14 protein-coding genes are annotated in these 14,340 nt (G+C 59.1%); 5 read left to right on the top strand and 9 right to left on the bottom strand.

The annotated features are described in order from the left end of the window. Positions 1–104 precede the first annotated feature (104 nt). Positions 105–2,576: a glycoside hydrolase family 3 C-terminal domain-containing protein gene (locus tag AC13Q5_RS29895; RefSeq protein WP_488504148.1), complete on the bottom strand. Its 2,472-nt coding sequence runs from the start codon at positions 2,574–2,576 to the stop codon at positions 105–107. A 121-nt stretch (positions 2,577–2,697) separates the two neighbouring features. Further along, positions 2,698–2,892, bottom strand: coding sequence for a hypothetical protein (locus AC13Q5_RS29890; RefSeq protein ID WP_488504147.1), 195 nt, complete (start codon positions 2,890–2,892; stop codon positions 2,698–2,700). A 10-nt stretch (positions 2,893–2,902) separates the two neighbouring features. Here AC13Q5_RS29890 and AC13Q5_RS29885 point away from each other — a divergent pair, with 10 nt between their 5' ends. Beyond that, complete coding sequence (locus AC13Q5_RS29885; protein ID WP_488504146.1) at positions 2,903–3,577, top strand: transglutaminase-like cysteine peptidase; 675 nt, start codon at positions 2,903–2,905, stop codon at positions 3,575–3,577. On the opposite strand, the gene AC13Q5_RS29880 is transcribed toward AC13Q5_RS29885, so the two are convergent. Continuing rightward, the gene (locus AC13Q5_RS29880) at positions 3,565–3,900 is read right to left on the bottom strand and encodes a hypothetical protein (protein WP_488504145.1); all 336 of its coding nucleotides are present in this window, start codon (positions 3,898–3,900) and stop codon (positions 3,565–3,567) included. The two genes, AC13Q5_RS29885 and AC13Q5_RS29880, sit on opposite strands and share 13 nt — an antisense overlap. A gap of 202 nt (positions 3,901–4,102) precedes the next feature. Here AC13Q5_RS29880 and AC13Q5_RS29875 point away from each other — a divergent pair, with 202 nt between their 5' ends. Further along, positions 4,103–5,080 (top strand): DUF1402 family protein, encoded by a 978-nt coding sequence (locus AC13Q5_RS29875; RefSeq protein ID WP_457880583.1) that lies wholly within the window; start codon positions 4,103–4,105, stop codon positions 5,078–5,080. A 37-nt stretch (positions 5,081–5,117) separates the two neighbouring features. On the opposite strand, the gene AC13Q5_RS29870 is transcribed toward AC13Q5_RS29875, so the two are convergent. Together AC13Q5_RS29870 and AC13Q5_RS29865 are read right to left on the bottom strand one after the other, a co-directional pair. After that, positions 5,118–5,765, bottom strand: a complete 648-nt coding sequence (locus AC13Q5_RS29870) for a glycosyltransferase family 29 protein (RefSeq protein WP_488504144.1) — start codon at positions 5,763–5,765, stop codon at positions 5,118–5,120. Positions 5,766–5,856: 91 nt separating this feature from the next. Beyond that, a complete protein-coding gene (locus AC13Q5_RS29865; protein ID WP_488504143.1) occupies positions 5,857–6,984 on the bottom strand; it encodes an ROK family transcriptional regulator in 1,128 nt (375 codons plus the stop codon). A 237-nt stretch (positions 6,985–7,221) separates the two neighbouring features. Between AC13Q5_RS29865 and AC13Q5_RS29860 the strand changes: the two genes are divergently transcribed. The 3 genes from AC13Q5_RS29860 (at position 7,222) to AC13Q5_RS29850 (ending at position 11,057) form a co-directional block, all read left to right on the top strand. Beyond that, positions 7,222–8,094 (top strand): glycerophosphodiester phosphodiesterase family protein, encoded by an 873-nt coding sequence (locus AC13Q5_RS29860; protein ID WP_457880579.1) that lies wholly within the window; start codon positions 7,222–7,224, stop codon positions 8,092–8,094. Positions 8,095–8,500: 406 nt separating this feature from the next. Continuing rightward, positions 8,501–9,985 (top strand): lipopolysaccharide biosynthesis protein, encoded by a 1,485-nt coding sequence (locus tag AC13Q5_RS29855; RefSeq protein ID WP_457880578.1) that lies wholly within the window; start codon positions 8,501–8,503, stop codon positions 9,983–9,985. Positions 9,986–10,043: 58 nt separating this feature from the next. After that, a complete protein-coding gene (locus AC13Q5_RS29850; RefSeq protein WP_488504142.1) occupies positions 10,044–11,057 on the top strand; it encodes a polysaccharide pyruvyl transferase family protein in 1,014 nt (337 codons plus the stop codon). 196 nt (positions 11,058–11,253) lie between these two features. Here the strand turns inward: AC13Q5_RS29850 and derI are convergent, their stop codons facing one another. The 4 genes from derI to AC13Q5_RS29830 form a co-directional block, all read right to left on the bottom strand. Then, positions 11,254–11,709 (bottom strand): D-erythrulose-4-phosphate isomerase, encoded by a 456-nt coding sequence (gene derI / locus AC13Q5_RS29845; protein WP_488504141.1) that lies wholly within the window; start codon positions 11,707–11,709, stop codon positions 11,254–11,256. Positions 11,710–11,719: 10 nt separating this feature from the next. Beyond that, positions 11,720–12,490 (bottom strand): triose-phosphate isomerase, encoded by a 771-nt coding sequence (locus tag AC13Q5_RS29840; protein WP_488504138.1) that lies wholly within the window; start codon positions 12,488–12,490, stop codon positions 11,720–11,722. Beyond that, on the bottom strand, positions 12,487–13,263 hold the full coding sequence (locus AC13Q5_RS29835; protein WP_457880575.1) for a DeoR/GlpR family DNA-binding transcription regulator: 777 nt from the start codon (positions 13,261–13,263) through the stop codon (positions 12,487–12,489). The genes AC13Q5_RS29840 and AC13Q5_RS29835 overlap by 4 nt, the downstream gene beginning before the upstream one ends. A gap of 116 nt (positions 13,264–13,379) precedes the next feature. Next, entirely contained in the window at positions 13,380–14,324 is a 945-nt protein-coding gene (locus AC13Q5_RS29830) for a sugar-binding transcriptional regulator (RefSeq protein WP_075855838.1), read from the bottom strand. Positions 14,325–14,340 lie beyond the last annotated feature (16 nt).

Below are 14,340 nucleotides of genomic sequence, written 5' to 3'. Positions count from 1 at the left end.
CAGGATCCAAACACGTCAGCGCAATGCCACTACAATTCCGGAGCGCATACCTACGCGCTCCTTCATCCCTCGCGCAAATTTATCGGCCGCAGCTGCCCGAAACATCAGATCGAACGATCCGATACCTCGCCGATCCATTCCGTTGCGAGCTCGATCGTAACGGCAGAGCGGATATCGAGAGCATTGGCCGCTGCCAGAAGTTCGTAGCGGCCGGCGACGGCTCGAAATGTTCCCGCCTGCTCGTCGAAATAGCTCAGATCGCGTGGGCGCACGACAAGCGAGGCCGTCCCTTGTTCGCCCGGCGCAAGCTGAAGCTTGGCAAAGGCGCGCAACTCCTTGTCCGGCCGCTCGACCGTCGAAACAAGCGGCCGTACGTAAAGCTGCACGAGTTCGCTACCGGTTCTGTCGCCGATATTGGTGACATCGACCGTTATGGTGATGCCCTCCGCGCCCATCTTTGTCGCTGATGCCCGCGCCTCGCCCCAGGAAAATCGCGTGTAGCCAAGACCGAAGCCGAAGGGGAACAAGGGCTCGATGACGCGCTTGTCGTGATGGCGATATCCGACGAAGACACCTTCGGCGTAGCGCGCATGTCCATCCTTGCCGGGATAGACGGATGCGTCGCCAACCATGGCGGAATTATCCGACAGACGCTTCGGGAAGGTCTGCGGCAGGCGCCCGCCGGGCTCGACATCGCCGAAGAGCACATCGGCAGCGGCATGCCCCAGTTCCTGGCCGGGATACCACATCTGCAACACGGCCCGAACCTTGTCGAGCCACGGCATCTCGATGGGGCCGCCCGTCTGCAGCACGACAACCGTATTGGCATTGGCCGCCGCCACACGGTCTATCAGCTCCTCCTGGCGACCCGGCAGACGCATGTCGGGCAGGTCGAGCCCTTCCGTATCCCACTCGCCATCGCGGCCGACGAAGAGCAGCACCACATCCGCATTCCTTGCCTTTTCAACGGCATCCAGCATCGCCTCTTCGCCGAGAGGCTTTTCCACGCCGAAGCGTACCGCCGTCAGATTGATCCCCTCCTCGGTCGTCGCGGAAGAGCAATATTCGACGACCACCTTGTAGCTCTGTCCGGCCTCGAGATGGATACCCTGTCGCTGCTCGACATTGGCCGTACCGAAATAATTATCGCCGCGAGCCCAGCCGTCATAGCCATTGACGACGAGCTTGCCGTCGACATAGAGCCTGGCAAGGCCCGCATTCGTCATGCCGAATACGTGCTCGCCGCTCTCCGCCGGCATGTAGGAAGCCGTCATGCGGGCGGAGAATTCGTTGGGATCAAGCTCGGCGGATGGCAGATCGAACCAGAAGAACTCGCCCTTGTTCGCGGTTTCGGTGGCCAGAGCTGGGCCTGCAAGATCGCGTCCCTTGAAATACTCCACCCGCATCTCACCGGAGAAGACATTGATCAGGCGATTGTTGCGGCAGCCGGCAGCGTGATGAATGCTGTTGGCATTCGACAGCGCCTGACGGATACCTTCCAGCGGGCTGACCCTGTAGTGGGCGGCGATCTGGGCGCTGCCACCGCCCATGACACGGGCTTCGGCCGCGTTCGGCCCGATAACCGCCACATGCCCGAGCCCCGCCTTCTGCAGCGGTAGAATGCCGTCATTCTTCAAAAGCACCGCACCCTCGGCTCCGAGCTTGCGGATCAGAGCACGATCCTCCGGCAGATCGAGTGCATGCTCGCTTAAATCGGGCGCCGTCTCGAAAGCGCCGACGCGCTCAAGCAATGTCAGAATGCGGCGAGCGGCTTCGCGCACCGTCTTCGGCTCGACCTCGCCGTTGCGTACCGCCGCCACGAGCTTCTCGCCACGGTCGCGCGCCGGACCGGGCATTTCCAGATCGAGCCCGGCATTGACGGTCGCCGCCGTTGAATGCGAACCGAACCAGTCCGACATGACGATGCCGTTGAACCCCCACTCCTCGCGCAAGACTTTGGTCAGCAGCCAGGGATGCTCGCTCGTGTAGGTGCCGTTCAGCCTATTGTAGGAGGACATAACCGCCATGACGCCAGCCCTCTTCACAGCCTGCTCGAATGGCGGCAGATAGATTTCGCGAAGAGCGCGTTCGTCGATATCCGACGACATCGTCTGGCGCTCGATCTCTGATTCATTGCCCGCGAAATGCTTGATCGTCGCGGCAATGCCCTGGCTCTGCACGCCCTGGATATAAGCAACGGCAAGCTCGGCCGTCAGCATCGGATCTTCCGAATAGCATTCGAAGTTGCGGCCATTGAGACCGGAGCGATGAATATTGACCGTCGGCGCCAACAGCACCGAGGCACCCTTGCTCCTGGCCTGGCCGGCAAGCGCCACGCCCATGCGCTCGACAAGGGCCGGATTCCATGTCGCGCCGAGCGCGATGGCGACGGGAAAGCAGGCGGCGTTGACGCCGGCAACCAGCGAGCCGGCTCCGCGAGCTCCGTTCGGCCCATCCGTGACCTTGATCTTCGGAACGCCAAGGCGCTCGACCGGCACCGTGGTCCAGAAATCAGCGCCGGACAGCAGCGAAACCTGCTCCTCAAGCGTCATCCGGTCGAGAATATCGTCGATCATAAGGCCTCCCGAGCAATTCCCTGATTGTTCCATCGTTCATCCACGATGGAGATTCGCATTTAAGACAAACAAATCATAAACACGCCAGATGTTCTTCCGATAGTGCGATATGTGGATGAAATTACGGGGCTTTTTCGCCGATATTCAACTCTAATCCGCCACGAAACAGGCTTGATAACCGATCGGAAATCATAAATTCGATGCCTGGATGGATATCGTCTAATTCCGCACCGGCCAAAAGCGCGGATTCGATAAAATGCAAATAATCTTGTTCCGAATAAATTTGACCGCGTCGGATTTCATGAGCCCAACTCATGGAGCCGAGTATGCGTTCACTTCTAGTCGCTGCAAGCTTTCTCTTCGTCGCCGGTCTGTTGTTTTCGACGGCAACTACGGCAAAACCTGTGGCGAATACCGCCGCGGCACACGCACACCAGTTTGCGCGTGAGGTGACGGATGCGAGCGTGCCTGTCGGCTGGACCAGCTTCTGCAACGCGCAGCCAGCAGAATGTCTGGCCGGCCAAAAGAGCACGGAGTTCGCCAATCTCGATCATGACCGCCGGGAGCAGCTGCAGCAGATCAACAGCCTCGTCAATCATGAGATCGCGGGCATCGGCGACAATGATCATTACGGCATCTACAAGCTCGGCATCATCAACTGGTGGACCTATCCCGATGATGGCGCCGGCAACTGCAACGACTATGTTCTCCTAAAGAAGAAATTGCTCGTGGAGGCTGGCTGGCCACGCTCTGCCCTGCTGCTGACGGTCGTTCTCGATACCCATAACGAAGGACATCTTGTCCTGATGGCACGCACGAACGACGGCGATCTCATCCTCGACAATCTCACCGATACCGTCAAAAACTGGAGCGGAACGGGTTATACCTTCATCAAGCGCCAGACGGCCGACAATCCGAACAATTGGGTACGGCTGGAATCGGGACGTACGCCGGAGGAGCTTGCCATGATCAGCAAGGCATTGGCTTCTCACTCGCAGTGATTGGCAGCCCAATAGCTATCGACAAGACCCTTACCGTCCTGATCCAGGATGGCAAAATCGCCGGGGATAACGACGAAGAAGCGCTCTCCGCTTTCAGCACCAGTGCTGTCATTCGCAGTCCCCGTATCGACACGACCGCAGACGACGAAGCCCGGCATTCGTTCACTCGGCTTGGCTGCCAGAATATGGATGGCTGAGGGAGGAACCTCTATGCGTCGCGCGACCGCCGCCTTGGCGAGCGCGGGAACATCCGCCATCGTCGGCAAGGCTTCCCCCGGGGCGGCGGCAAGCAAGACGCTTCCTGCGATCACAAGATGTTTCACCGGCACCCTCTCGGAAATCAAGGCCAAAGGGCTTGCAACCTTCAACGGCGGTGTCCCATATGCCTCTGCAGCCCAAAGCTGCCTTTCTTGAAGTTTATTGTGATTCGCGGGGCAGAAGAAGCATCCGCTCTTGTCTTCATGCAGTGATCGCGTATGAAGATCGTCCCTGCGCCGGGGAATATTTTGGAAAGTCACTTTGCGAATGCGAACACGCCTGTCGACAATCCCGGCACTCGGTCTTCTTCTTGTTCTTGCATTGACGAGTGCCAGTTTCGCGCACGAGCTCCAGCGCGTACCGCCAGGCAATCGCAACAGCGTTCAGCCGCCGATACCGAACACGTCCGTGCTGCGGGCCAAGGCCTTCAACACGAGTTACGACGAAAAATACCAGAAGATCGTCGGAGTGCTTCGCGACGACAAGGACTTGATGGCCTCGATCAAGAAGGCCGGCCAGGCCTACCAGATCGACCCCATCCACATCGTTGGCGCCCTTGTCGGTGAACACACCTACAACATCACGATCGTCAACAGAGTGAAGTCCTACTACGTCAAGGCGCTCGCCTATTCGCAGTCCGATTTCAAGTTCGCCTACAAGGACGTCACCGTCCAGACCTTCCTGAAGAAGCCGGAATTTGCCCATTGCAACGCCTTCACCGGCAGTGCCGAATTGTGGGAATGCCGCGACGAGACGTGGGATAAGACCTTTCGCGGCAAGATCATCGATGGCGTCACCTACGAAAACATGACGTTCCAGCGCGCCTTCTTCCAGCCCTTCTTTGCGGGCCAGACCTTCGGCCTTGGACAGATCAGCCCTTTGACGGCCCTTGAAGTCACCGATCTGGTGCATGCGACGAGCGGTCTGCCGAAGCTCTCGGTCGACGACCCGCAAGCGATCTACCGCGACATCATGGACCCCGATCGCAGCGTGATCTATATCGCCGCGATCGTGCGGGATGCCATCGACGCCTATCGCGCCCAAGGCTTCGACATCACCGACAATCCCGGTCTGACCGCGACACTTTACAATGTCGGCCAGCCGCGCCGCCGCGCGCTTGCCTTACGACAGGCGGCGGACGCTTCGGGCGGTAAGAAGCTGCCGGAAGAAAATTACTACGGCTGGCTGGTGAATGATAAGCTGCCAGAGCTTCGCGGATTGCTCGGCGGCGATAATAGCCAGTAAGCCGGCAGAACTTTGTGACTGAAGAACATCGGTTGGATCAGGCGATCAAGCTGACGCGGTCGTTGGCAATCTTGTTTTCGACCCAGGCTCGCTCATTCTGCCAATCATGCCGCTTCCACCCCTCCCAGCCAAAGCCGCATAGCTTGATGTCCCATTCGGACGCCGGAAACCTTGCGAGTGCATAGCAGATGCCAAGGAAGCCGGTGCTGGGAAAGACTCTGTGCATGCGAGGCCCGGAAATGCCGAGTTCGCCGCAGCCGGCAATATAGGTCTGCGGCGGCATGATGCGGATCTCCTTGCCGGCCCTGCCCAGCAACTCGATTGCCTGCATCGTCCAGTCAGCCCGTCGACCCTGCAGGCGCTGGAAGATGTTGGGTCGTGGGTGATATTTTCGAATGATATCAGGGTGATAGGCCAGCATGAAAACCTTTGCGGCCTTGAGCGCGGCATTGTCCATAAAGCCGGGATCAAGAAGCCGCCGATACAGGATCTTGCTCGAGGCGGCCAGCATGATCATGTCGGTGCGCTCGCCGCTCATGCCACCGGAAAGGATCGGCTCGTTGAAACGCATGACGAATTGCGCCTCGTCCACGATACCGGCGATATCGCGTTCCAGCTTGCCATTGCCGACAATGATTGCAGTCTTACGCGCCAATGCGGTCGTCCAGAAAATATGGCTGTGCATTAGCAAGCCGTTCTGACAGCACACTGAAACATAGATGATGCAAAACTGAAATCCCTTCGACACAGCCGCAGCGAGGCAACAGGAAGAACGCTTACAGAAAATAGCGGAATTTCAATGGAAGCAGAGCTGCGCCGATCGCACTGGCATCCCCTTTGGCTTCGCTGAGAACCAGCCGGGGTCCTGGCGGTGCGGCACCATAGCGATGCGGACGCTGCGACGGCAGCTGAGCGCGCTCGATCATAATTTTCCCGAGTTCGGACGGTAGCTGGCCACCGAAGACGATGGCTTGCGGATCGATGACCCCGGCAAGCGTAGCGATCAGACGGTCGAGCATCGGCATGGTCTCGGAGAGCCAGCTCTCGACGGCCGGCCAGGAAGGATCGAAATTTTGTTTCAGCTCTTCGATGGAACCTATGTCGACACCGCTCTCGCGCAATCTGGCGATGAGATATTGCAAAGCCGGCCGGTGCAATGCTTCATCCGGATTGTAGATGACGCTGAACTCGCCGGCATTCCCATGGAAGCCGAGATAGGGCCTTCCTTCAAGAACAAGACCGCCGCCAAACCCGTAGTTGAAGGACAGGTATGCGAAGGTCTGGCACCAGCGCCCGACACCGCGCAGGCTCTCGCCGATCGCACCCGTCGTTGCGTTGTTTTCCAACCAGGCCGGTAGTGCGAACACATGCTCGAGTTCCGGCTGCAGATCGACCAGAGACCAGTCGCGCAGCGGCTCCGGAGCATTGAAGCGACGATCATCGCCGACGAAGAAGCCCGACATGGCAAAGCCAAGTCCGATGAGATTTGCGCGCGATATCTCATGGCGCGCCAGGATCGAACTCAGTTTCTCGGCAAGGATTGCAAGCGTTGCCGTGCGGTCGGCGGGTACGCCCTTCAGCACCTCCTGATCGACTATATCGCAGCCGAAGTCTGCAAGTGACAACGTCACGGCGTCGGTATTGACGGAAATGCCAAGCGAATAGACCGCCTGCCGCTGCAATTCGATAGTCGGGCTCGGCTGCCCCCGAGCGCCCTTGAACGGTGCACCGGCACGAAGCAACCCGCGAGCCGTCAATGTCTCGACGAGACGATGCACCGATTGCTGCGTCAAATTGGTGTGGGCGGTAATCGTCGCGCGCGCGATCGGCTCATGCCGGCGGACAATATCGAGGATGAGGCGCTCGTTTTCGCTTGCCAGTGGGGATTTTTCAAGCGCTGCCATGACTGCAATCCTGATCCTGTCACTCCGACTTAACTGCTCGTCCGGCTGTGCACAATCCGAACCCTCACATATTCGCACCGCGCGTCATAAATATTACACTTTATGTGTATTAATAGCCATGGACGCAATCGATACCGGTGCGCCGCGTCGGCCGCAGCCATTGGCGTCCACATCCGACTTCCAACCTCAAATCAGCTCATTCCGCCTGAAAATCGACAGCTCACGAAAGCTCCTCCCATGCACAGCCAGACCGCCATCTCTCCCTTATCCCGCAATGCCGATATCTATGACCTGCTCTCACGGGCCAACCCGGACATTTTGACGATTGCCCATCGTGGACTCTGGTCGGCAGCTCCTGAAAATTCATTGGCGGCAATCCGCGCGGCAGCCGAACTTGGCGTAGAATTCGTCGAAATCGACACGCAGGCAACTGCCGACGGCCATCTCGTCGTCATCCACGACAAGACGCTGGACCGCACCACTTCCGCCAAGGGTGTCGTCGGAACGAGCAACTTTGCCACGGTCCGCGACGCGCGACTGCGCGCCGGCGCCGGTGGAGAAACGGCGGCACCGACGGATGAACGCATCCCCACGCTCGAAGAAGCACTGGAGGAAGCGCGCGGGCGCGTCTTCGTCAATATCGACACGAAATTCCCGCGTGAACTGCCCCTGGTGATTGCCGCGGTGCGACGGCTAGGTGCCGAGGATCACGTCATCATCAAGTCGGATGTCGAACCGCAAAGCGGCTGCTTCCCAGTGCTGGATGCCGATTGGTTCGGCTCGATCCCGCATATGCCGATGTTTCCCGTCCGGCCCGGAAAATTTACCGAGGACCTCAGGATGATCGAACCGCTCAAGGCGCCAATGATCGAGGTGAAGTTTACCGACATTGCCGATCTTGCCGCCGGGCGCGAGGAACTGGAACGCCAGAATATCCGCCTCTGGATCAATACACTCGACGTCTCCCACAATGTCGACTTCAACGACAGCCGCGCACTCAGTGACCCCGAAGGCGTCTGGGGAGCGCTGCTTGACGCCGGCGTCGGCGCCATCCAGACCGATACGAATGTCGAGTTCAAGCGGTGGCTCGCGTTGAGAAGCGGCAACTGACAGGTTCTTCGGCTCAAGGGTCAGATAGAAAAGCCCGGGCGGTCTTGCGATCGTCCGGGCTTTTGCGTTCTGGCCATCCGCATCGAAGCACATCTTTTCCTGTAAACAGGCATGGTTCCTATAGGCGGAACGCGTCCACATCATCCCCCCCTATAGCGCAAATGCTGCACTGCGAATAAAATGATGCGGAAATGAATTAAAACTGACGCGAAAATGAACCGAAAATGTTGACTTAAGGATTCGCTGAACTAGTTCCCGCTGAGACGCCGGGGTCCGCCCCATCCACAGTGACCATATAATTCTGCATAATTTTGCGCAGCCGTTCCAGCTCTAAGACGTTGGTACGGCACGGAAAATCTGTGCGGTTAAGAGGTCGCATCACAGCGCAGTGGGACTTCAGTATCGTATGAGCAGCATCACGGGACGGCTCGTCAAGGGAAGTATGTGGTTAAGTCTGTCTCGAACCATCGTGAACGGGCTTGCGACGCTTAGCACCTTCGTATTGGCCCGCTACCTGGCGCCTGCCGACTTCGGCGTGGTCGCTCTCGGCATGACGATCCTCATGATCGTCACGACCATTACCGAACTTTCCCTTTCGGAGGCGCTGATCCGCCATGACGCGCCGGATGAATCGCATTTCAGCGCGGCCTGGACGCTGAATGCCGCGCGCGGACTGGCGATCTGCATCCTCTTTGCAATCTTTGCCTATCCGGCGGCCGCCCTGTTCAACGAGCCGAGGCTGACGGGCGTCATGTTCGCTCTCGGCATCAGCATGCTCATGGGCGGCCTTACCAATCCCCGCCGCATCATGCTGCAACGCGATCTGATCTTCTGGCAGGAGTTCGTGCTCGCCGTTTCGCAGAAGTTCGCCGGCTTTGTCGCCTCGGTTGCGATCGCGATCATCTATCAAAGCTATTGGGCACTGGTCGTCGGCACGCTGATCAGTCAGGCGACGAATGTCATCGTTTCCTATCTCGTTCTGCCGTTCCGGCCGAGGATCACCTTCCAGCACATGCGGGAATTCTTCTCCTTCTCGGCCTGGCTTACCGCCGGCCAGATCGTCAGCACGCTCAACTGGCGCTTCGACTATCTGCTTGTTGGCAAGATGCTCGGCGGCATCCAGCTCGGCTATTATTCGGTCGGAAGCAACCTTGCCATGATGCCGACGCGGGAGGCGACAGCGCCCCTCACCCAGACGATCTATCCGGCTTTCGCTGGCATTCACAATGATCCCGGCAGGCTTGCCGCCGCCTATCAGCGTGTGCAGGCACTGGTTGCCGCCGTCGCCCTTCCGGCCGGCATCGGCGTTGCAGTGACTGCCGATCCGCTGGTCAGGCTCGCGCTTGGCGACAAATGGACGCCGGTCATCTTCATCATCCAGTCACTCGCCTCTGTCTTCGCACTGCAGACGCTGGGCTCCCTGGTGCAGCCGCTCGGCATGGCAAAGGGCGAGACGCGCGTGCTCTTCCTTCGCGACACGCAGATGTTCTGCCTGCGCGTGCCGATCATGATCGGCGGCCTCATCCTCTACGGACTTCCAGGCGTCATCGCCGGCCGCGTATTCACCGGCCTCTTCAGTACCTTCGTCAACATGATGCTCGTACGCCGCTTCACCGGCATCAGTGTCGCCAAGCAATTGTCGGTGAACCTTCGGGCGCTCGCGAGCGTGGCCGTGATGGCAGCAGGCGTTTCGCTCGCTTCAAGTCATCTCGCCTACACGGACGACAAACTCGTGCTCGTCACACACCTCGCAATCCTGATCCTGCTCGGTGGCCTGCTCTATTGCGGTTCGACACTCCTGCTGTGGACGGTGATGAAGCGGCCGGCCGGTCCTGAAACGGAGGTTCGCAACATCATCGGCAAGGTGCTGCCGAAACTTCGTCCTGCCTGAAAACATGCGGCCGATGTCGGCCGAGACTGACCTGTCATCTAAACGGGGGAATGGGGAAATGACATTACAATCAAATCAAATGCTGATCGCGAAACTGGACAACATGATCCACGATTGCCTGAAAGACTACGTCAGCAATGATGAGCCTCTGGCAATCCTCGATTTTCCTGACATCCGCAATTGCGGCGACTCCGCCATTTGGCTGGGCGAAATGGCCTATCTCAACAGGCGATATGGCAAGCGGCCGACCTATGTCTCGCGGATCGACGATTTTTCGCCCGAGCAACTCGAGCGTACCATGCCGACAGGCCCGATCTTCATCCATGGCGGCGGCAATTTCGGCGACATCTGGGATGCGCATCAGGACTTTCGCGAACGGGTGCTTGAGCGCTTCCCCAATCGGCAGGTGATCCAGTTCCCGCAATCCATCCATTACAAGTCTCAGGCGCGGATCGAGGAAAGTGCTCGCGTCATCGGACGCCACAAGAACTTCGTATTGCTGGTACGCGACGAAGAATCGAAGGAGTTTGCCCATAAGCACTTCGACTGCGAAGTGCGTCTTTGCCCGGATATGGCCTTCAGCATTGGAACGATCCAGCCGGACGAACCGGAATTTCCGGTGCTGGCCATGCTGCGATCCGATCTCGAGAAGGTGGGAGATGCCAATTTTTCTGCCTATCCCGATATTCCGAAGGAGGACTGGACGACTGAATCCGCCAAGCGTGTGCGCATCTCCAAGGCGTTCGGCGCGGCAACGGCTTTGCTGACCCTTAAGCCGGCAGAGATACGGCTGCGCAAACTCGACGCGGCGGCGCATAACCGACTGCGGCGCGGCATCCGTCAGATCTCTCGTGGCCGGGCGATCGTCACAGACCGGTTGCATGTCCACATCTGCTCGATCCTGCTTGGACGGCCGCACGCGGTGCTGGACAATAGCTATGGCAAGATACGTCGGTTCATGGCCGCATTTTCCGGCGGTACCGATCTGGCCTACCGCGCGACCTCACTTGACGACGGCATTGCCTGGGCGCGCCACCAGGCGGCCACGCAACCATTGGCACCAGCTGCCTGACGCATCCGGTCGCACGCCGCCGACCCACGATGCAGCGGCAGGACCACAACATAATATCGGGCGGAATCACTTAAGCGATTCCGTCCGTTTTTTTTGGAGGCTGATTTCGTTTGAGAGGCAGCCATCCGCCAAGCCGCGCGATGCAGCCAACGCTTGCCACACCACTCGATTTCACGGCTTCAAACCAAAGCTGCCCTTAACGGGCGTTGTACTTCGCATCCACTTCGTTCATGGCCTTGACGTTGCCGGCCGAACGGCCGTTCTCGTCAAAGGTCTGCGCCAGGAAGGCGTCGGCAATGGCCTTGGCAAGCTCGGTGCCGATGACGCGGGCGCCCATGGTGATGATCTGGGCGTTGTTCGAGAGCGCGGCGCGCTCCGCCGAATAGGTGTCATGAGTCAGAGCAGCGCGAATGCCCGGCACCTTGTTGGCCGAGATGCAGACGCCGATGCCGGTGCCGCAGACGAGGATCGCCTTATCGTAGGTGCCGTCGATGACACCGGAAGCGACGCGGTCGGCGAGATTGGCATAAAACGCATCAGGGCCTTGCTGCGTGCGTGATATTTCGCTCACGTCGAAACGATCCTTGAGATGATCGGCGAGAACCTTGGCGAGGCCTTCGCCGGCGCTGTCTCCAGCAATAGCAAGCTTCATTGTATGCTCCTCAGAGTTTGGCGGCGCACTTGGCGAGAATGTCGAGATAACCTTCGACGTTCCAGGCCGAGCGGCCGATGAAAAGCCCGTCTACGTGCGGGCAGGATATGAGTTCTTCACAGTTTTGCGGATTGACCGATCCGCCGTAGAGGCATGGAATCTTTCGACCGAGCGCCTTTTGCGCGACCGCGATGATTTCGGCCTGGCGCGCATCGGCATAGGAAGGCTCGGCGGGGATCCCTTTCTCGCCGATCGCCCAGACCGGCTCATAGGCGAGCAGAATTTCGGCCTGCTTCTGGCCATCCGAGAGCTTCGATAGAGCGCCGATGACCTGCTCGCTCAGGATCTCCGCTGCGCAGCCACTTTCGCGATCGGCCAATGTCTCACCGATACAGATGAGCGGGATCAATCCATGGCGGACGGCGGCCTCGGTCTTCAGGCCGACGGTCTCATTGGTCTCGCCAAAAAACTCGCGACGCTCCGAATGGCCGAGTTCGACGATGTCGAGATTGCAATCCTTCAGCATCAGCGGCGAGATTTCCCCCGTCCAGGCACCCTGGTCGGCCCAATGCATATTCTGGGCGCCGACCTTGACGGAGCTTTCCGACAGGATCGACTTGACCTCGCGGACGGCCGTAAACGGCGGAATGATGAAGCGCTGGATGCGCGTATCGCGCAAGGCATCGGCGGCACGTAGCGCTTCCGCGAAGGCGCGCGCCTCGGCCAGCGTCTTGTTCATCTTCCAGCTTGTGCCGATCCAATAGCGAGGCTTCTCTGTCATGTCATATCCTGGTTCGAGGCGATGGTAAGGACGATGCCGTCGCGGCGAAATTGCTCGACAATGGCGGCATCAGGCGCTTGATCGGTAATCACGGCATCGAAATCGGCAAGATCGGCCATCACATGCAGGGCCGTATGTCCGATGCGCTGATGGTTGACGAGTAGGCAACTCCTGGCGGCCGATGCAATCATCGCCCGCTTCGTGCGCACGACATTATCGTCCATGTGATAGGCAAGCTTGCCGGAAACGGCCGGCGTCGACAGGAAGGCGATATCGGCGCGCAGCCGCGACAGTGCCTCCTCGGTGACGACGCCCAGAAAGGCGTTGAACTTGGCTGAATAGACGCCGCCGAGCGCGATCAGCGTGATGCCGCTTTCATTCTTCATACGGTCTATGATCGCGGCATTGTTGGTGATCAGCGTCAGGGGCCTCTTCTGCAGCAGCATTTCACCGAGAACGGCCGCCATGGATCCGTCATTGATCATGACGGTCATGCCGGGCTCGACCAGATCGAGCGCTGCGCGCGCCATGGCGAGCTTTTCGTCATGGCCCTGGCGCTCACGGAAACGGAAATCGCTTTCGAACTGGGTACCGGCATCGATGGTCGCACCACCGCGAACCTTGCGCAGCACACCGGCCTGCTCGAGATCGTCAAGATCGCGATGGATCGTCATCTTGGACACGATGAAGCGATCGGCCAGATCGTCGAGATCGACGGTCTTATGCTCTACGAGCAGATTGATGATCGATTGCTGGCGCTCTTCGCGTTTCACCTTGCACTCCGGCCATTGGCCCGAAATGGAACTTGGAAGAATATAACATCAAAGTCTCACAATTCAACATTTCTGTTGTTACATTGAGATGAAATCGTGTTTTCACGCAGACTACATCACATCTGGTCCTTCAGCAGTGCCCGCGCTGTTTTCTCGTCCGTGATCAGACCGTAGAGACAGCGGCTCTTGAGGACCGCGCGGATGGCCTCGACCTTCGGCAACCCGCCGGAAAGCGCCACCAGCCGCTCGCCCTTCGTGCGCGGCAAAGAGGCAGACAATGTGCGTGATGTCAGCATGGTCTCAAGGATATTGCCATCGGCATCAAAGAAATGGCCGAGAATTTCGCCGACGCCGCCCGCCGCGGTGATCTCCTTGATCTCTTTCGGCTCGACCATGCCCGACAAGACGAGCTGGGCATCAGTATCGACCGTGCCGAGACCGACGAGCTTGAGATCGGCACCATTTGCGAGGTCAAAGACTTCCTTCACGCCGCGCTGGGCAAGCAGCACGTCGCGGTCTTCGCGCGTATTGGCAAAGAACGGCACCGGCATCACATGCGACTGCATGCCGGTCTTTTCCGCAATGCGGTGCATGACATCATAGGGATTGGCCGCATAGTTTCTGGTAAGCCCGCCAAGCAGCGAGACGAAGCGCAAATCCTTGGCGCTGACGCGCGCCATGTGATGAACGGCAGACGAAAGCGTCCGCCCGTGGCCGAGGCCGATCACCTTGTTGTTGCCGCCTTCGATCTCACGTCGCAAAAAGCCGGCACCCGCCTGCCCGAGTGCGCGAAATTCGAAGCCCTCTTCGCCAAGATCCGGCGCGACCTCGCAATATTGCAGGCCGAAACGCGCTGCGAGCTGCGTCTCGAGCTCGACGCATTCGACGATATCGCCATCGATGGTCACCTTGACGACGCCTTCGGCAACGGCGCGCGCGATCAGACGATGCGCCTTCACCGAGGGAACGCCGAGACGTTTTGCCACTTCGGACTGCGTCAGTCCGCCGGCATAGTGCAACCAGGCTGCCCGCACGGCGAGCGAAGCATCCGCATCCGTCATCGACCGATCCCTTTCA

The organism is Martinezella sp. CNPSo 3964, from assembly GCF_057784375.1.
Note: the sequence above shows the minus strand (reverse complement) of the source record. Positions and strands in the feature narration are given on the sequence as shown.